Source organism: Oxalicibacterium sp. (assembly GCF_035565035.1).
Lineage (GTDB): Bacteria > Pseudomonadota > Gammaproteobacteria > Burkholderiales > Burkholderiaceae_D > Oxalicibacterium.
Window position 1 is genome coordinate 12,764 of the sequence record NZ_DATMTD010000021.1, and the last position, 18,572, is coordinate 31,335.

Genomic DNA, 18,572 nt, shown 5'->3' on the forward strand with positions numbered 1-18,572 from the left:
GTGAAATTACCGTAATCTGATATAGTTATTTCAACCAAAAATACATATAAACATGGGCACATCCCTTACCGATACCTCCGACTGGCAAGCTCTTCAGCAGCATCTGGATAACGCGAAAACCTGGCAGATGCGCGACCTCTTCGCCCGCGATCCGGTGCGATTCGACAAATTCTCCGCAGAGGCGGCCGGCCTCTTTCTCGATTACTCGAAAAACATTGTCGACGAAAAGACGCTGTCGTTACTGTTCGCTCTCGCACGCGATGCGCAAGTCGAAGCCAAACGCGACGCAATGTTTGCCGGCAAGGAAATCAATCGCACCGAACATCGCGCCGTACTGCACACCGCATTGCGCCGTCCGCGCGGCGACAAGCTGCTGCTCGACGGCAAGAACGTCGTCGCCGATGTGCATGCCGTACTCGATCGTATCGCAGACTTTACCGATCGCGTGCGTTCCGGCGCATGGCGCGGCTTCGACAATCGCGAAATCACCGATATCGTCAACATCGGCATCGGCGGCTCCTATCTCGGTCCGAAGATGACCTGTCAAGCGTTGCGCCCTTTTGCGCATCCACGGCTCAAATCGCATTTCGTCTCCAACGTCGACGGGCATGATCTCGACGCATTGCTGCCCCAGATCGATCCGGCAACCACGCTGTTCATCATTTCGTCGAAAACATTCAGCACGTCGGAAACGATGACCAACGCCCAGTCGGCGCGCGCCTGGTTCCTGAAGAGCGCGCCCGAAGCCGAATTGCCGAAACACTTTGTCGCCGTGTCCACCCAACTGGACCTCGTCACTGCCTTCGGCATCGCACCGGAAAACATGTTTCCGTTCTGGGACTGGGTCGGCGGACGCTATTCCGTCTGGTCCGCGATCGGCCTGTCGCTCGCACTGTCGATCGGGATCGACAATTTCAAGGCGTTCCTCGCCGGCGCACATGCGATGGACACACACTTCCAGACTGCGCCATTGGAAAAGAACCTGCCTGCAATCATGGCGTTGACCGGTATCTGGAATCGCAACTTCTTCGGCAGCACGTCGATCTCGATCGCACCGTATCACCAGGATCTGGCGGCTTTCCCCGGCTATCTGCAACAACTGGAAATGGAAAGCAACGGCAAGCGCGTACAGATGGATGGTGCGCCGGTTGCGGTCGCCACGTGTCCCGTCATCTGGGGCGATACCGGCACCAACGGCCAGCACGCCTATTTCCAGATGCTGCATCAGGGGACCGACATCACACCGGTCGATTTCATCGCCGCACTGAAACCATTGCATCACCTGGAAAACCATCAGGTCCGCCTGCTGGCAAACTGCTTCGCCCAGTCGGAAGCCTTCATGCGGGGCAAGAACGCTGACGAAGTACGTGCCGACATGACCGCACAAGGCCTGCCCGAAGACGAAATCGCCAGACTGATTCCGCATCGCACCTTCCCCGGCAACCGCCCGAGCAACACCATCCTGATGGATGAGCTGACACCGTCAACGCTGGGCGCACTGATCGCGTTGTACGAGCACAAGGTTTTTGTACAAGGCGCAATCTGGGGCATCAACAGCTTCGATCAGTGGGGTGTCGAACTCGGCAAGGTGCTGGCAAAAAACATCGAGACCGAACTGACCGGGCAACCGCAGGCAGCGCAGCACGACAGCTCAACCAACGGCCTGATCGCACGCGCACGGGCCGTGCTGTAACAAACAGCGCTTTATTGCCAGTCCATGCCTGCCTTCCGGAAGATTGCCGCCCGATCAAACTCCTGCTAACGTGCAGACGAACATTCACTCATTAGATATTCAGAAAACTCTCTTCCATCATGGCACTTACCGATTTTGATCTTGTCCTGTTCGGCGGCGGCGGCGACCTGTCGATGCGCAAACTGATCCCTGCGCTGTACGCCCGCGATCGCGCCGGCGATCTGCCACCGAACGCGCAGATCATCTGCGTCGGTCGTCACCCGTGGAGCGATTCCGAATTCGTCAACGCACTGAACGAAAACGCCAGACCGCACATCGTCGAGAAAGCCTTCGCACAGGCGGCATGGGAGAAATTCTGTGCACGCGTGCGTTACGTATCGCTCGACGCAACGGATGCGACAACCTACCAGCCGCTGGTCGATGCGTTGCGCAACGACGCGAACCTGACGCGTGTTTTTTATCTCGCCGTGTCGCCGACGCTGTTCGCGCAGATCTGCCACAACCTTGCCGAACGCAATCTCGCCACGGAAAATTCCCGTGTCGTCCTGGAAAAGCCGCTGGGACGCGACCTTGAAAGCGCCAAGCAGATCAACCTGGAAGTCGGCAAGGTCTTCAAGGAATCGCAGATCTTCCGTATCGACCACTATCTGGGCAAGGAAGCCGTGCAGAATCTGCTGGCGCTCCGCTTCGGCAATGTGCTGTTCGAACCGCTGTGGCGACGCGAATGGATTTCCGACGTGCAGATCACGATCGCCGAGGAAATCGGTGTCGGCAATCGCATGGGTTATTACGAAACGTCCGGCGCATTGCGCGACATGATGCAGAACCATTTGCTGCAACTGTTGTGCATCACCGCAATGGAACCGCCGCTGTCGGTCGGCGCCGATGCCGTGCGTGACGAGAAACTGAAAGTGCTGCGTTCGCTCAAACCGTTCACACCGACCACGCTGTCGCGCAATGTCGTACGCGGCCAGTATCGTAGCGGTCACGTCGAGGGCAAGGCCGTCCCCGCCTATCGGCAGGAAACCGGTGCCGACCCCGATTCGAATACCGAAACCTTCGTCGCCGTCAAAGCCGAAATCGATACCTGGCGCTGGGCCGGCGTGCCGTTCTATCTGCGCACCGGCAAGCGCATGGCAGATCAGTTGGCGGAAATCGTCGTGCGCTTCAAGTCGCTGCCGCATTCGATCTTTGCGCAATCGGCCAGCAGCTTCGTGCCGAACTGTCTGGTGATCCGCCTGCAACCTGACGACGGCCTGCAACTGAACCTGATGGCGAAAACGCCCGGTGACGGCATGCGCCTGAAGCCTGTCGAACTGGAACTCGATTTTTCCGAAACGTTCAAGACGCCACGCATGGACGCCTACGAGCGTCTGCTGCTGGATGTGCTGCGCGGCCACCTGACGCTGTTCATGCGCAGCGACGAACTGGAAGCGGCATGGGAATGGGTCGAACCCATCCTGCGGCACTGGGAACAGGATGGCAACGAACCGATTCCGTATTCATCCGGCAGCTGGGGCCCGGCCGCGGCAAGCGCCCTGATCGGCCGTGACGGCCTGCAGTGGCGCGAAGAAGTCCTGCCCGAATAATCGGGACCTGCATGCTGCTTGACTCCATACGCACGCAGTACGACTCGCTTTCCCGTTCGGAAAAGAAAGTCGCCCTCGCCGTGCTGGAGCAGCCCGAGTTGGCCATCGGCGCCAACATCTCCACCCTCGCACAAAAAGCCGACGTGTCGGAGCCGACCGTCGTACGCTTTTGTCGTGCAATCGGCTTCGATGGCTGGCACGCTTTCAAATTGAAACTGGCACAAGGCCTCGCACTGTCGCCCGGTGCCGATGAATCGCCAGCGCTGGAGGACCTTGCTGCGGATCTCGTCAACAAGATCTGCGGCCGTTCGATCAATACACTGCTTGACCTGCGCAACAGCCTTGATGCCAATGCCATCGAACAGGCATTGCAGATCCTTTCCCGCGCCGGCCGCATCGAGTTTTACGGTCAGGGAACGTCCGGCATCATCGCCGCCGATGCACAGCACAAGTTCTTTCGTTCCGGCATCCCGACCGTAGCCTACGCCGATCCGCACATTCACAGCATCTCCGCATCGCTGCTGAAGAAAGGCGATGCGGTCGTCGCCATCTCGCAGCGGGGCAACAGCCCGGCATTGCTGCGCAGCGTGCAGCTCGCACGTGCGTCCGGTGCCGATGTCGTCGTCCTTGCGCCGAGCGGCACGCCGCTGGCCGAACTTGGCACTGCGCTGATTCCGATCGATCTGCACTTTCACACCGATCCGTACACGCCGATTTCGGCACGACTCGCCTATCTGGTGGTCATCGATATCCTCGCCGTCGGCCTCGCCCTGCGCCTGCCGCCGGATCGGCGTCGCAAGATCAATAATGCGCAGAAAGCGCTGCAGAAAATCGAAATGCAGTTCGATTCATTCCTGCAGGCATCATCCGACGATTGACGCACAAGCACAGCACGACATTCCGTACAATAGAATTCACGCACATAAAGATAAACAGAGACCGTCATGAACCAGCTCGAACAACTGAAGCAGTACACCACCATCGTTGCCGACACCGGCGACTTCCAGTCGATCCAGGCCTTTGCACCGCAGGATGCCACCACCAATCCGTCGCTCATCCTGAAGGCGGTGCAGAAGGAGGAATATCGTCCGATCATGGAACAGGTTGCACGCGACCACGCCGGCAAGTCTACCGAAGACATCATCGATCATCTGCTGGTTGCCTTCGGTCGCGAGATTCTGAAAATCATTCCTGGCCGCGTCTCCACCGAAACCGATGCGCGTCTGTCGTTCGATACCGAAGGTTCGGTGCAGAAAGGTCGCGCATTGATTCGCCTGTACGAAGAGGCCGGTATTTCGCGTGACCGCGTGCTGATCAAGATTGCCTCCACCTGGGAAGGCATACGTGCCGCGCAGATCCTGGAGAAAGAAGGCATCCACTGCAACCTGACGCTGCTGTTTTCATTGCCGCAGGCGATCGCCTGTGCCGATGCCGGCGTGCAGCTGATCTCGCCATTCGTCGGGCGCATCTATGACTGGTACAAAAAATCGACCGGCACCGACTACAGCGGTGCCGACGATCCCGGCGTGCAATCAGTCAAGCGCATCTACACCTATTACCGGAAGTTCGGCTACAAAACGGAAGTCATGGGTGCCAGTTTCCGCAACACGTCGCAGATCGTTGAACTCGCTGGTTGCGACCTGCTGACGATCAGCCCGGAACTGCTGCAGAAACTGGCCGAGTCCGTTGCATCGCTGACACGCAAACTCAGCCCTGCCGAAGCGCAAAACGCCGACATGGAAAAACTGACGCTGGATGAAAAAACCTTCCGCCGCATGTTGAACGACGATGCAATGGCGACGGAAAAACTGGCGGAAGGCATTCGCGCATTCTGCGTGGACGCGGTGAAGCTGGACAAGCTGGTCGAAGCGCTGCGCTAGAAAGCTCGTCGTCGAAAACGGCAAGCGCTCTTCCTGCGATTTTCGGAAATAAATTCGGGAATAAATTCAGAAAGGAAAAAGCATGCCTGTACCGTGGACAACCATCATCACCGCCCTGCCGGGATTGATCGACGCGGCGAGCCGACTGTTCAAGAAAGCCGACAGATCACCCAAAATCGATCCGTCCGGCACCGAATCGGAACAAGTTGCCGCCATCATCAAGCGACTCGAATATTACGAATCGCTGGAAATGGAACAGGCCAAACTGCTGCAGGAAACCATAGAACAATTGCAGAACGTGACGGTATCGAGTTCGGCAATTGCGCGACGCGCCAATATTGCCACTGCGCTTTCCATCATCAGTCTGATCACTGCAGCCAGTGTGCTGCTGACAAAATAAACCACGAAACGCCATGCAATTCAGTCAGGTCACGCCGATTCTGCGTATTTTCGATGTGGAAAAAGCCGGAGAGTTCTACACGGGATTTCTGGGATTCACAATCGACTGGGAACATCGATTCGAAGAAAACTTTCCGTTGTATATGCAGCTTTCCCGAGATGGATGCGTGCTGCACCTGAGCGAGCATCACGGCGATTGCAGCCCCGGCGCCGCAGTGAGGATCGCAACCAGCGGCCTCGAAGAATTTCATGCCGAACTGACTGCGAAAAATTACCGCTACATGAAGCCTGGTATAGAGAGCACGCCTTGGGGGACGCGTGAGATGGCGGTCCGCGATCCCTTTGGCAACAGGTTGGTCTTCATATCTGACAACTGATCGCAGTTAAATCGGGATCAGTTGAAGATCAGGCCGTTGAACGTCCAGTAGCCAAGCAGAAAAAGCACCAGCGCAATCAAGAACTGTTTCAAGAAATTCTTGCTCATTTTCATCCCCCTGTTTTTCTTGATATCGGAAATCAAACCACGCCGTCGCGGCGCAGTGCCGCGATCCCAGCGTCATCGTAACCCAGCGTGCGCAATACTTCATCCGTGTGTTCGCCCAGTGCCGGACCCAGCCATTTTGTTTCGCCCGGCGTGGCAGAGAGCTTCGGCGTGATTGCCGGCAGCTTGACCGGTGTACCGTCGGCAAAGGCGTGCTGTTCGAACATGCGACGTGCGAGAAATTGGGGATCGCTCATCATGTCGCGCACGGAATAGATTTTTCCGACCGGCACATCGGCTTTTTGCAGGATATCCAGCGCGCTTTCGATCGTCTGTGTCGCACACCATGACTGGATGGCTTCGTCGATTTCCACGGTGCGCGGCACGCGCCCGTCGTTGCGCGCCAGTTGCGGATCGTTGGCCATGTCGTCGCGCTTCATTGCCAGCATCAGGCGTTTGAAGATCGCGTCGCCATTGCCGGCGATGACAATGTTTTCGCCATCGCCGGTCGTGTAGGTATTCGACGGCACGATGCCCGGCAAGGCTCCGCCAGTGCGTTCGCGCACGACACCGGCGACATCGTATTCCGGCACCAGCGATTCCATCATGTTGAAGACGGCTTCGTACAAGGCGACGTCAATCATCTGCCCCTGACCTGCAACCAGTTCATCGCCCGATTTGCCGTTCCATTTGCCGCCGGTCACATCGCGATGCCGCAGCGCCATCATCGCGCCGATAACGCCGTGCAATGCCGCGACCGAATCGCCGATCGAGATGCCGACGCGCAGCGGCGGACGGTCGGGAAAGCCGGAAACGTAGCGCAAGCCGCCCATCGACTCGCCAATCGCACCGAAACCGGGCTGATCCTTCAACGGCCCGGTCTGGCCGAAACCGGACAGGCGCACCATGATGGTTGCGGGGTTGATTGCCTTCAGTTGTTCGTAGCCGAGCGACCATTTTTCCAGCACGCCGGGACGATAGTTCTCGATGATGATGTCGGCTTCCAGTGCGAGCTGGCGTGCAATCTCCTGGCCGCGCAGATCCTTCAGATTCAACGTCAGGCTTTTCTTGTTGCGTGCCTGTACCGACCACCACAACGATGTGCCGTCTTTCAGCACGCGCCACTGGCGAATCGGGTCGCCGCCATCCGGCGATTCAATCTTGATCACGTCCGCACCGAACTCGGCCAGCATGCGTGAACAGAACGGTCCTGCGATCAGTGTGCCCAGTTCCAGTACCTTGATGCCGGCCAGCGGACCGGATGATGCCGTGTTTTTCATGTAGTTTTATATCCGGATTTACGTGTGGATATGCGAAGTTCACGCAGTTGGGCTTCGAGACTCGGAAGTACGTTCGAACCGCATCGCCATGTGATGGCCCAGACAATACACTTGCCAGACGATCAGGTCGAGCGGCGGTCCAGCATGGCGCGCGCGATGGTGCCGGCATCCACGTATTCCAGTTCGCCGCCCACCGGTACACCCCGTGCGAGGCGGCTGACCTTCAACCCGCGCGCCTTCAGCGTTTCGCTGATGTAATGCGCGGTGGCTTCGCCTTCGTTGGTGAAATTGGTCGCCAGCACAACTTCCTGCACGATCCCGTCGGTGGCACGCGTGACCAGTTTATCGAGATGAATATCGTGCGGGCCGATGCCATCGAGCGGCGACAGGCGCCCCATCAGCACAAAATACAAACCCTTGTACGTCAGCGTCTGTTCGATCATCAACTGATCGCCCGGCGTTTCAACCACGCACAGCAAGGCAGCATTGCGTTCGGGGTCGAGACAGGTTTCGCAGATTTCGTTTTCGGTGAAGGTATTGCACATTGCACAGTGCCGGACCTTGTCCACGGCTTGCGACAAGGCACGACCGAGCTGCGCGGCGCCGTCGCGGTCATGCTGCATCAGGTGATACGCCATGCGCTGCGCCGACTTGGGCCCGACGCCGGGAAGACGACGCAGGGCTTCCGTCAGAAAATCGAGACTGGAAGTTGTTTTCACTCGTGCCGATTTTAGAAAGGCATTTTGAAGCCGGGTGGCAACGGCATGCCGGCAGTCACGCCTGCCATTTTTTCCTGCGAGGTTGCTTCGGCCTTGCGCACGGCATCGTTGAATGCAGCGGCAACCAGATCTTCCAGCATGTCCTTGTCGTCGCCCAGCAGTGACGGATCGATCGATACGCGCTTGACGTCGTTCTTGCAGCTCATCACGACCTTGACGAGACCGGCACCAGACTGGCCTTCGACCTCGATCGCCGCCAGCTGATCCTGCATCTTCTTCATGTTGTCCTGCATTGCCTGCGCCTGCTTCATCAGGCCTGCCAGTTGGTTTTTCATCATGGTGTGCTGCTCCTCTGAATAATCGGAATCAAAACAAATAGGAATACGTTCAGACCGGTCGTACCGAACCCGGCACGATGGTGGCACCGAATTCCCGCATCATCTTCTGTACGAAAGGATCGTCCTGCATCGACTGTTCCGCTTCGCGCTGTCGCTCGGCGCGATCGGCTTGCGCTGCCGCGCTCGCGGTGTGCTGTACGGCGCCGACCTTCGCATTGACGCGAACCGGCTTGCCGAAATGTTCGGTCAATGCGGCATTGAGTTTTTCAATACTACCGGCGGCCATCAGGGTATCGACCGGAACCTGCAGGTCGAACTGCACGGCGTTGCCATCGACTTCGCATTTCAATAATTCGCTTTGCAATGCCAGTTGCTGCGCAACGCCGCGCACCGGCAGACCTGCTGCCAGCGATGGCCAGTTGCCGTCCCATTGCAGGCTGTCGACCGGCTGCGGCACGAATGGTCGAGCGGGAGCAGAACCTGGCGCAGGGGCGGAAATCGCCGGCGTGACTGGTACCGCCTCCGCTGCTAAAGGCCGTGCGGATTGCTGTTCAGTTTTTTTTTGAGCCGAAGGCTGCGAGAAATCGTTGGTGCTCTGCATCGACGACGCATCGTCGTCCCAAGGCGGCGCCGGTGGCAAATCCGGCAAATCCATCGGCGGCGCCTGTTCGAAACGCGCCGCCGTCTGTGCAACAGCGGGCGATGCCGTCGCCGGGGCCGGCATCGACGGCCGTGCCGCAGCTGTCGGCGTCTTCATGCCGGAGCGCGCAGCTTCGAGCGCTGCACGTGCCGGGCTGATGCCCCCATTCGGACGTGCCGCGGGTGCGCTGACATGTGCACTGGTCATTGCTGCCTGTGGCGCTGCGTTCAGGCGCGCTGCGGGTGCGGACGCCTGTGCAGGCATCGACGGACGGTTTGTCGTCGGTGTCGAAGGGACTGCAATTTTCGCTTCCGACGGACCGAAGCCGGGGCGGAACGCCAGCATTCGCAGCAAGGTCATCGAGAAGCCGGCGTATTCATCCGGCGCCAGTCCCAGTTCGTTGCGGCCATGTACGGCAATCTGATAAAACAGTTGAATCTCTTCCGCATCGAACAGACCGGCCAGACGCAGGACATCTTCGCGCTCCGGCAGATCTTCGGGAACGGCGGACGGTACCGTCTGCGCCAGTGCAATCCGATGCAGCAGCGAACCGAGATCCTGCAGTGCAGCGTTATACGACAGGCTGCGTGTCGCCATGTCGTCGGCTACCGCCAGCAGGCCCGCACCATCCTTCTGTGCCAGCGCATCAAGGATGCGCACCAGGAACGACTGATCGAGCGCGCCGAGCATGCCCTGCACCGCTTCCAGCGTGACCTTGCCGGCCGCATAGGCGATTGCCTGATCGGTCAGCGACAGGGCGTCGCGCATCGAACCGTGCGCGCCTTGCGCCAGCAGTCGCAGCGCCGGCGTTTCGAATTCGATGGTTTCCTGTCCGAGGATGTTTTCGAGATGCGACACGATGTGGCCCGGCGGCATCTGCTTCAAGTTGAATTGCAGGCAGCGCGACAACACGGTCACCGGAATCTTTTGCGGATCGGTGGTCGCGAGGATGAACTTGACGTGTTCCGGCGGCTCTTCCAGCGTTTTCAACATCGAGTTGAAAGCGTGGTTCGTCAGCATGTGCACCTCGTCGATCATGTAGACCTTGAAGCGTGCATTGGACGGTGCGTAGATTGCCTGTTCCAGCAATTGCGCCATTTCGTCGACGCCGCGATTGGATGCCGCGTCCATCTCGATGTAATCGACGAAACGACCGGCGTCGATCGCCACGCAGGCTTCGCAGACACCGCACGGCGTAGCCGTGATATCGCCGTTGCCATCGGTGCCGATGCAGTTGAACGACTTGGCCAGGATACGCGACAGCGTGGTCTTGCCAACGCCGCGCGTACCGGTGAACAGATAGGCGTGGTGCAACCGCTTGTTCTCCAGCGCGTGGGTCAGCGCGCGCACGACGTGCTCCTGCCCGACCAGCGTGTCGAAGCTTTTCGGACGGTATTTGCGGGCGAGAACTTGATAGGACATGGAGACCGTTCGCGATGGATGAGAAGAATGCAACAAAGGCAAACCGCATTTTACCTGACAGCCGGGCCGGATTTACAGAGTCGCACCGTTTCTGCGCTGCCGTCGGGTTTCCGTCCCGTTCTCCTGTACAGACTGGCAATTCCGGCGGATGTGCGCTACAACAATGGAAGGACGCCGGAATCATTTTCCGCCTCCCTCCTCTGCGCAAAACTGTCGGAAAGGAACATACATGCAATGGCCCACCCACGACGTCGCCAATCAGGTTCCCGATCTGCCCGACTGCAATCTGTTCACCACCGATCAGGCGCTGGTCGATGCCGTCCGGCGCGACGCCGGCTGGCATGAACACGACCTGATCCGCAGCGGTGCAGAACTCGGTACGTGCGCCATGCGCGACATTGCCGCTCAGGCCAACCATCATTTACCTGAACTGCATACGCACGATCGTGTCGGCAATCGCATTGATGCCGTCGAATTTCATTCTGCCTGGCATCAGTTGCTCGCCATGCAGCGGCGCGAGAATCTGCAGGCACTACCGTGGAGCGAACCGCGTGACGGCGCGCATCTTGCACGCACCGCCGGTTATTTCCTGCAGGCGCAACTCGAATCCGGCTCGCTGTGTCCGATCACGATGACTTTTGCCGCCATCCCGCTGTTGCAGAAGGAACCGGCCCTGTTTGGCGAACTGGAAGCGAAACTGTTTTCACGCGAGCACGATGCGCGCGACCTGCCGATCGCACAAAAGCGCTCGATCATGATCGGCATGGGCATGACGGAAAAACAGGGAGGATCCGATGTGCGCAGCAACACAACGCATGCACGCGCAATCGACGGCAGCGGTCGCTGCGCACCTTATCTGCTGACCGGACACAAATGGTTTTTCTCGGTGCCGACTTGCGATGCGCACCTGGTACTGGCACAGGCCGATGATGGACTGTCCTGCTTCTTCGTGCCACGCTGGCGACCCGACGGCGTCAAGAATACGGTGTTGATTCAACGCCTGAAAGACAAACTCGGCAATCGTTCCAACGCCAGCGGTGAAGTCGAATTCCACGATGCGTGGGGCGTGATGGTCGGCGAAGAAGGTCGCGGCATTCCGACCATCATCGACATGGCCAATCGCACGCGCCTCGATTGCGTAATCGGCAGCGCCGGACTGATGCGTCACGCGCTGGTGCAGGCGATACACCATGCCCGGCATCGCAGCGCGTTCGGTCGCCTGCTGGCCGAACAAGCGTTGATGCAGAACGTGCTGGCCGATCTGGCACTGGAAAGCGAAGCCGCCACTCATCTAATGCTGCGTCTGGCGCGCGCAGTCGATGCGTCGTGCGATCTGATGAACGACAACGCGCTGGAATGTGCATGGCGGCGCATTCTCACACCTGCCGCCAAGTTCTGGATCTGCAAACGCGCCATCGAATTCTGCGGCGAGTGCATGGAAGTCTGGGGTGGCAACGGTTACGTCGAAGAAGCGCCGATGGCGCGCATGCTGCGTGAAGCACCGGTCAATTCGATCTGGGAAGGTTCCGGCAACGTGATGTGTCTGGATGTTTTGCGCGCCATCGCGCGCGAACCGGAAGGTTTTTCCCTGCTGCTGCAGGATTTCAGCAATCGCGCCGCGGCACACGACGGCCTGCGTGCGATGACGGACAATTTACGCAAGATGTTGACGATGTCCCCTTCGGAAATGCAGGCGCGCCGCATCGCCCAGCAATTGGCACTCGTGGCACAAGGTTGCCTGATGCTGCAATATGCACCGGCCTCTTCTGCCGATGTCTTCATTGCCAGTCGCAGCGATGCCGCATCCGGTCGCGTCTTCGGAACGCTGCCCGTCATGAACAACGAAACATTGCAGCAGATCCTGCAACGCGCATGGCCCGCAACCGCTTGATCAGCGTGCTGCCGCTTCCTGCTCCGGCGTAATCTGCAGCGGACCGCTGCCGCTGAAACGGTCGAAGAACAGGTAGATCACCGGCGTGATCAGCAAGGTGATCACCTGCGACACCAGCAATCCGCCAACGACCGCAAGCCCCAACGGCTGACGCAATTCAGCGCCGGCACCGAGTCCCAGCGCGATCGGCAATGCGCCGACTGCCGCTGCCAGCGTCGTCATCATGATCGGACGAAAACGCAGAATGCATGCCGAGCGAATCGCCTGCGCCGGCGTCATGCCTTCGTTGCGCTGCGCTTCCAGTGCAAAGTCGATCATCATGATCGCGTTTTTCTTCACCAGACCGATCAGCAGCAGAATGCCGATCATCGCGATCATCGTCAGCTCGAATCCGAAAATGCGCAGCGTCAGCAATGCGCCCACTGCCGCTGATGGCAAGCCCGCGAGAATCGTGATCGGATGGATGTAGCTTTCGTACAGGACGCCGAGCAGAATATAAATGACCACCAATGCCAGCACGATCAGGGCGGCCTGGCTGCCCTGCGACGACTGGAACACCGCCGCATCGCCGGCATAGTTGGTCACGATGCTGGTCGGCAGATTGATCTCTTTCTTGATCTGATCGATCATGTTCGTCGCCTCGCCGAGCGGCACACCGGGTGCGAGATTGAACGACAGCGTAACCGCCTGCAGCTGCCCCTGATGATTGACGGAAATCGGACCCGCCGTACGCTTGACGGTTGCCACGCTCAACAGCGGCACCAGCGCCCCGCTCTTGCCGCGCAGGTAGATTTTGCTCAATGCCGACTCGTCCAGATTGCCGACACTTTCATCCTGCAGAATCACCGAATAACTGTTGCTGCTGGTATAGATTGTCGAAATCTGACGATCGCCATAGGCGCTGTACAACGCAGTGCGAATATCCTGAATGCCGATGCCCGCTTCGTTGGCGCGATCGCGATTGATATCGACCTGCGCCTGCAAACCCTTCAGTTGCGAATCGCTGGTAACGTCGATGAAGACATGGGCGGCACGCATCTTTGCCTGCATTTTTTCCGCCCATTCATTCAGCTCGCCGGCCCGCACGCTCTGCAACACGAACTGATACTGACTCTTCGAAGAACGGCCGCCGAGACGCAGGTTCTGCACCGGCGTCATGTACACGGTCACGCCGGGAATCGCACTGACCTTGCGCCGCAGATCGCGCAATACGTTATCCATCGATGCGCGCTCGCTGCGCGGCTTGAGTCCGATGAACAGGCTGCCTGCATTGCTGTCCCGCACGCGCGATGTGGTAGTCGCCACATTCGGATCGTTCTGGATGATGTCCGTCGCCTGCATCACCAGTTTTACCATTGTTGGATACGACGCATCTTCCGGGCCTTCGACCGTCACACTGATCTGGCCGATATCCTCGACCGGGAAAAAGCCTTTCGGAATCGTGATGAACAGCCACGCAGTCATAAGGAACGTGGCAACCGCCAGCCACAAAATCGCCTTGTGGTGTGCGAGCGACCAGTCGAGAGCGCGCGTATAACCGGCCAGCGTGCGATTGAACAATGTTTCGAACGCACGGCTGATCCGATTTTCTTTTGCGTGCGTATGTTCTTGCGCTTCCTTTTCATGTTTCAGAATCCGGCTGCACAGCATCGGCACCAGCGTCAGCGACATCACGGCAGAAACCATCACCGCCAGCGATACCACTGCAGCGAATTCATGGAACAGCAAACCAATCACGCCCGGCATGAAGAAAATCGGAATGAATACCGCAACCAGCGAAATCGAAATCGAAATGATCGTGAAACTGACTTCGCGCGAACCTTTCAGTGCTGCTGTCAGCGGATCCATGCCGGCCTCTATGTGCCGCACGATATTTTCCAGCATCACGATCGCATCGTCGACAACGAGTCCGACCGCAATCGTGATGCCGAGCAGCGACACGTTATCCAGGCTGTAACCAAGCCAGTACATCAATGCGCAACAGCCGATCAATGAAATCGGCAGCGACAGTACCGGAATCATCGTCGCCGTCAGGCGCTTCAGGAAAAGGAAGATCACCAGCACCACCAGCACGATGGTCAACGCCAGCGTGAAGTTGACGTCGTGAATCGCCTCACGAATCGAGACGGAACGATCGTTCAAAACCTGCAGTTCGATCGATGCCGGCATCTGCGACTTGAACTGCGGCAGCGTGTGCTTGACCGCATCGACCACCGCGACGGTATTGGCATTCGGCTGACGCTGCACCGCCAGCACGATCGACGGTTCGCCGTTGGCCCAGCTCCCGCTCTTCGTCGCTTCGACGCTGTCTTCGACCGTCGCCACATCCTTCAGCCGCGTGGCCTGGCCATTGTTGCTGGCGATGATCAGATTGCTGAACGCTTCGGCATTCTGCAATTGCCTGTTGGCTTGAATCGTCAGCGTCTGACGCGGGCCGTCGAGTACACCGACCGGCGAATTGGCATTGGCGGAGTGGATTGCTGAGGCCAGTTCGTCCAGCGTCATGTTGCGTGCCGCCAGTTCGTCCGGCTTGATCTTGACGCGTACGGCATAACGACGCTGACCGTAAACCTGCACCTGCGCCACGCCATCGATCGTCGACAGCGACGGCGAAATCAGGTTTTCCGCATAGTCGTTCAGTTCGGATAGAGAGAGCGAAGGCGACGTCAGTGCCAGCAGCAGAATCGCCTGATCGGCCGGATTGACCTTGCGATAAGCCGGCAGATCCGTCATCTCTTCCGGCAGGCCGCGCTGTGCACGCAGCAGTGCAGCTTGCACGTCGACCGCAGCAGCATCGATGTCGCGATTCTGGTCGAACTCCAGCACGATTGAGGTATTGCCCAGCGTACTGCTGGAGCTGATCGTGTCGACACCGGCAATCGTGGAGAATTGTTTTTCCAGCGGCGTCGCCACGGACGACGCCATCACTTCAGGGCTTGCGCCGGGCAAGACCGCGGTAACGTTGATGACCGGCGTGTCGTAACTCGGCAATGCCGCGATCGGCAACTTGAAATAGCAGAACAGTCCGACCACGACGACCGCAATCGACAGCAACACCGTCATTACCGGCCGACGTATGCAGAGTTCGGAGATATTCACTATGGGCGGAACTCGGAAGTGGAAAAGAAATACGGGATTAAACGCACGCTCAGCACGCCAGCCTTTCTGCCACGCGCACAGCGGGGAACAACCTCATCAGTCCGTGCCAGGGGCCGGCTTTTTCGTCGTCGCGGCGGATTCCTTCGCTTCGGTGACGGCGGTGCCGGGCCGCAGGTTCTGCGAGCCCTCGACCACAACCCGCGCGCCCGCGGCCAGTCCGGTGACTGCGGCCTGTCCGCCCTCGATTGCAACCACATCGATCTTTTGCTGCGTTACGGTGCTGTCCGGTTGAACCACGTAAATAAACTTGTCGACGGGTCCGGTGACGACGGCTTGCGCCGGCACCATCACCGCATTCTCCACATTGCGTGAAACCAGGCTGACGTTGACGTAGGTTCCCGGCCACAGCTTCTGCGACGCGTTGTCGAACTCCGCCTTCATGCGAATCGTACCGGTCTGCGAATCGGCAGCGTTATCGATGAAAATCAGCTTGCCGGTCATTGGCGGCTGTCCAGGCAACTGCACTTGTACCGGTGCGTCGCCTTTCGGATACGTCGCTGTGACATTGGACAGTTCACGCTCCGGTAGCGAGAAGCTGACAGCGATCGGAGCAATCTGCGTGATCGTCACCATCGGATCGCCCGACGGTTGCGCAAGGCTGCCTGGATGCACGCTGATCACACCGATGCGGCCGGAAATCGAGGCCGCAATGCGGTTGTAACCCAGCGCGACCGTACTGGCTTGTGCCGCAGCCTGATTTGCCTGCAATGTCTTGCGCAGCGATTCCACCTTGTTACGCGCAGTATCGACAACCGATTGCGCGACGAAATTCTTTTCCAGCAGTTCGCGATTGCGCTTCAAGGTCAGCTCGGCATCGGCGAGGTCCGCGCGCCCGGCCTCCGCTTCCGCACGTGCCTTTTCCAGGTTCGACTGATCGCTGCGATCGTCCAGCGTAAAAAGCAATTGGCCTTTCTTGACGAACTGCCCTTCCTTGACGTGAATCTCGCGCACGATGTTCTGCACCTGCGGACGCACGTCGACCGTATTGATTGCCGTCACATAGCCGTTCGCATGCACGGTCACTGGAATTGTCTTCTGTTCGGCCAGCGCTGTCTTGACGGATTGCGTGTCGCTTGCCCTGTGTGCGGCGCGGTCACCGCCCAACAGTTCGTAACCGGCGAGCGCGACGATCACGGCAGCGCCAGCTCCAATCAGAATGTATTTTTTTGCTTGTTGCATGTTCACGCTTGCGATGCGCTGCCGACAGCAGCTGTGAAATCGGAATGCCCACTGATTCGTGAGCTGCATGGTAACCGGCGGCAGAATATCATGCCGGCCGTGCGGCGCAGCAATATGCGATCGATCGCGACGCCCGCTTGTCGGTCCACTGTTTGGTCACGAACAAACCAACAGACCAGTCGATGACGGTCAGGTTCACAAATAAGGATACGGGGAAGGCAGAATCGGCGACTCTTTGCCGAAAGAGAAACAACTGAGAGAAAGAGGCGAGCCTTGTCTACGGCACTTGCAGGAAATGGCTGTGGCTGCTTCGTTCCCGACCTGACCAGGTTGACCATGCCACAATGCGCAGGGGCCCGCCGATGTGCATTTTACCAGCAATGACGGCAGATCGCTGAGGGAAATGCGCGCTTTCTTCCTTTTACCGTTGATGCTTTCGTGTCGACAACAATTGCAGCAGCCCGCATGTCGACTTTCACGAACCGGTTCGACGATGACGTTACGTCGCCGGTTCGCCATCAATCAGATTCCAAGTTCCTGCCAGATCTGGTCAACACGTTTCTTGACCTCATCACTCATTTCGATCGTGCGTCCCCACTCCCGGCTGGTTTCTCCCGGCCATTTATTGGTCGCATCGATGCCCATCTTGCTACCGAGTCCGCTGACCGGTGAAGCAAAATCCAGATAGTCGATCGGCGTGTTGTCGACCAACGTTGTGTCGCGCGTCGGATCGACCCGCGTGGTGATGGCCCAGATCACTTCCTTCCAGTCGCGGATATCGACGTCCTCGTCGACGACGACGATGAACTTCGTATACATGAACTGACGCAGGAAACTCCAGACGCCAAACATCACACGCTTGGCGTGGCCGGCGTACGCCTTCTTCATCTGCACCACGGCCATGCGATAGCTGCAACCTTCCGGCGGCAGATAGAAATCGGTGATCTCCGGGAATTGCTTTTGCAGCAATGGAATGAACACTTCGTTCAGTGCCACGCCCAGAACGGCCGGTTCATCCGGAGGTTTACCTGTATACGTGGAGTGATAAATCGGATCGCGCCGCATCGTGATTCGGTCGATCGTGAAGACCGGGAACGTGTCCTGCTCATTGTAGTAACCGGTGTGGTCGCCGTACGGTCCTTCCAGCGCATGCTCGTAACCGGACGGATGCGATTCATCAGGATAGATATGGCCTTCGAGCACGATTTCGGCCGAAGCCGGTACGCGCAGTTCGCTGCCGATCGCCTTGACCAACTCCGTGCGGCTGCCGCGCAGCAGGCCGGCGAATTGATATTCGGACAAACTGTCCGGCACCGGCGTCACTGCGCCCAGTATGGTTGCGGGGTCGGCGCCAAGCGCCACGGCAACGGGATACGGCTGGCCTTTGTTAACAATAGAGTGTTCGCGAAAATCCAGCGCACCACCGCGATGGGCCAGCCAGCGCATGATCACCTTGTTACGGCCGATCACCTGCTGTCTATATATACCCAGATTCTGCCGTTTCTTGTGCGGTCCTTTCGTGATCACGAGCCCCCATGTAATAAGAGGAGCAACATCGCCCGGCCAGCAATGCTGGATCGGCAGGCGTGCCAGATCGACATCGTTGCCTTCCCATACGATGTCCTGGCATGGCGCGCTGCGCTGCTCCTTCGGCGCCATGTCCCACAGCGACTTGACCAGCGTCCCCAGTCCCAGCACATCCTTGAAGCCTTTCGGCGGCTCCGGCTCCTTCAACATCGCCAGCACGTGACCGATACGACGCAGTTCACTGACATCGGACGCGCCCATCCCGAGCGCCACACGGCGCGGCGTACCGAAAAGATTGCCGAGGACGGGAATTTTTTGCCCGGTCGGCTGCTCGAATAACAGCGCAGGCCCTTGCGCGCGCAAAGTGCGATCGCA

The 18,572-nt window shown here is 58.6% G+C and carries 14 protein-coding genes and 1 other RNA gene; 7 read left to right on the top strand and 8 right to left on the bottom strand.

Annotated elements, in window-relative coordinates:
- The first annotated feature begins 52 nt into the window (after positions 1-52).
- From pgi to VN114_RS02330, 6 genes are all read left to right on the top strand, one after another.
- Positions 53-1,693 (top strand): glucose-6-phosphate isomerase, encoded by a 1,641-nt coding sequence (gene pgi / locus VN114_RS02305; RefSeq protein ID WP_325511566.1) that lies wholly within the window; start codon positions 53-55, stop codon positions 1,691-1,693.
- Between the two features lie 119 nt (positions 1,694-1,812).
- A complete protein-coding gene (gene zwf, locus VN114_RS02310) occupies positions 1,813-3,282 on the top strand; it encodes a glucose-6-phosphate dehydrogenase (RefSeq protein ID WP_325511568.1) in 1,470 nt (489 codons plus the stop codon).
- 11 nt (positions 3,283-3,293) lie between these two features.
- Positions 3,294-4,160: a MurR/RpiR family transcriptional regulator gene (locus VN114_RS02315; protein WP_325511570.1), complete on the top strand. Its 867-nt coding sequence runs from the start codon at positions 3,294-3,296 to the stop codon at positions 4,158-4,160.
- Positions 4,161-4,226: 66 nt separating this feature from the next.
- A complete protein-coding gene (tal, locus tag VN114_RS02320; protein ID WP_325511572.1) occupies positions 4,227-5,162 on the top strand; it encodes a transaldolase in 936 nt (311 codons plus the stop codon).
- An 82-nt stretch (positions 5,163-5,244) separates the two neighbouring features.
- Positions 5,245-5,562 carry a hypothetical protein gene (locus VN114_RS02325; RefSeq protein ID WP_325511576.1) on the top strand — a complete coding sequence of 106 codons (318 nt, stop codon included), beginning with the start codon at positions 5,245-5,247 and terminating at the stop codon, positions 5,560-5,562.
- Positions 5,563-5,575: 13 nt separating this feature from the next.
- Positions 5,576-5,938 carry a glyoxalase superfamily protein gene (locus VN114_RS02330; protein ID WP_325511578.1) on the top strand — a complete coding sequence of 121 codons (363 nt, stop codon included), beginning with the start codon at positions 5,576-5,578 and terminating at the stop codon, positions 5,936-5,938.
- A gap of 139 nt (positions 5,939-6,077) precedes the next feature.
- Here VN114_RS02330 and VN114_RS02335 read toward each other — a convergent pair whose 3' ends face one another.
- From VN114_RS02335 to dnaX, 4 genes are all read right to left on the bottom strand, one after another.
- Positions 6,078-7,322, bottom strand: a complete 1,245-nt coding sequence (locus VN114_RS02335) for a CaiB/BaiF CoA-transferase family protein (protein ID WP_325511580.1) — start codon at positions 7,320-7,322, stop codon at positions 6,078-6,080.
- Positions 7,323-7,444: 122 nt separating this feature from the next.
- Positions 7,445-8,041 (bottom strand): recombination mediator RecR, encoded by a 597-nt coding sequence (gene recR / locus VN114_RS02340; RefSeq protein ID WP_325511582.1) that lies wholly within the window; start codon positions 8,039-8,041, stop codon positions 7,445-7,447.
- A gap of 11 nt (positions 8,042-8,052) precedes the next feature.
- Positions 8,053-8,379: a YbaB/EbfC family nucleoid-associated protein gene (locus VN114_RS02345; protein ID WP_325511584.1), complete on the bottom strand. Its 327-nt coding sequence runs from the start codon at positions 8,377-8,379 to the stop codon at positions 8,053-8,055.
- A 49-nt stretch (positions 8,380-8,428) separates the two neighbouring features.
- Complete coding sequence (dnaX, locus tag VN114_RS02350; protein WP_325511586.1) at positions 8,429-10,441, bottom strand: DNA polymerase III subunit gamma/tau; 2,013 nt, start codon at positions 10,439-10,441, stop codon at positions 8,429-8,431.
- 229 nt (positions 10,442-10,670) lie between these two features.
- Here dnaX and VN114_RS02355 point away from each other — a divergent pair, with 229 nt between their 5' ends.
- Positions 10,671-12,332, top strand: coding sequence for an isovaleryl-CoA dehydrogenase (locus tag VN114_RS02355; RefSeq protein ID WP_325511588.1), 1,662 nt, complete (start codon positions 10,671-10,673; stop codon positions 12,330-12,332).
- Here the strand turns inward: VN114_RS02355 and VN114_RS02360 are convergent, their stop codons facing one another.
- The 4 genes from VN114_RS02360 to ubiD all read right to left on the bottom strand — a co-directional run.
- Positions 12,333-15,431, bottom strand: coding sequence for an efflux RND transporter permease subunit (locus tag VN114_RS02360; protein WP_325511590.1), 3,099 nt, complete (start codon positions 15,429-15,431; stop codon positions 12,333-12,335). It abuts the gene before it with no gap.
- Between the two features lie 96 nt (positions 15,432-15,527).
- The gene (locus VN114_RS02365; protein WP_325511592.1) at positions 15,528-16,670 is read right to left on the bottom strand and encodes an efflux RND transporter periplasmic adaptor subunit; all 1,143 of its coding nucleotides are present in this window, start codon (positions 16,668-16,670) and stop codon (positions 15,528-15,530) included.
- A gap of 262 nt (positions 16,671-16,932) precedes the next feature.
- Positions 16,933-17,031, bottom strand: an RNA gene (gene ffs / locus VN114_RS02370) — signal recognition particle sRNA small type.
- A gap of 161 nt (positions 17,032-17,192) precedes the next feature.
- Positions 17,193-18,572: 4-hydroxy-3-polyprenylbenzoate decarboxylase (gene ubiD, locus VN114_RS02375; protein WP_325511594.1), on the bottom strand; the 1,380-nt coding region annotated here is incomplete at its 5' end.

Bases quoted from the DNA above. Each gene is read 5' to 3' on its own strand.
- dnaX (WP_325511586.1), bottom strand. From the start codon at position 10,441: ATGTCCTATCAAGTTCTCGCCCGCAAATACCGTCCGAAAAGCTTCGAC.
- VN114_RS02330 (WP_325511578.1), top strand. From the start codon at position 5,576: ATGCAATTCAGTCAGGTCACGCCGATTCTGCGTATTTTCGATGTGGAA.
- tal (WP_325511572.1), top strand. From the start codon at position 4,227: ATGAACCAGCTCGAACAACTGAAGCAGTACACCACCATCGTTGCCGAC.
- VN114_RS02365 (WP_325511592.1), bottom strand. From the start codon at position 16,670: ATGCAACAAGCAAAAAAATACATTCTGATTGGAGCTGGCGCTGCCGTG.
- pgi (WP_325511566.1), top strand. From the start codon at position 53: ATGGGCACATCCCTTACCGATACCTCCGACTGGCAAGCTCTTCAGCAG.
- VN114_RS02345 (WP_325511584.1), bottom strand. From the start codon at position 8,379: ATGATGAAAAACCAACTGGCAGGCCTGATGAAGCAGGCGCAGGCAATG.
- VN114_RS02325 (WP_325511576.1), top strand. From the start codon at position 5,245: ATGCCTGTACCGTGGACAACCATCATCACCGCCCTGCCGGGATTGATC.
- VN114_RS02335 (WP_325511580.1), bottom strand. From the start codon at position 7,322: ATGAAAAACACGGCATCATCCGGTCCGCTGGCCGGCATCAAGGTACTG.
- VN114_RS02315 (WP_325511570.1), top strand. From the start codon at position 3,294: ATGCTGCTTGACTCCATACGCACGCAGTACGACTCGCTTTCCCGTTCG.
- zwf (WP_325511568.1), top strand. From the start codon at position 1,813: ATGGCACTTACCGATTTTGATCTTGTCCTGTTCGGCGGCGGCGGCGAC.
- VN114_RS02355 (WP_325511588.1), top strand. From the start codon at position 10,671: ATGCAATGGCCCACCCACGACGTCGCCAATCAGGTTCCCGATCTGCCC.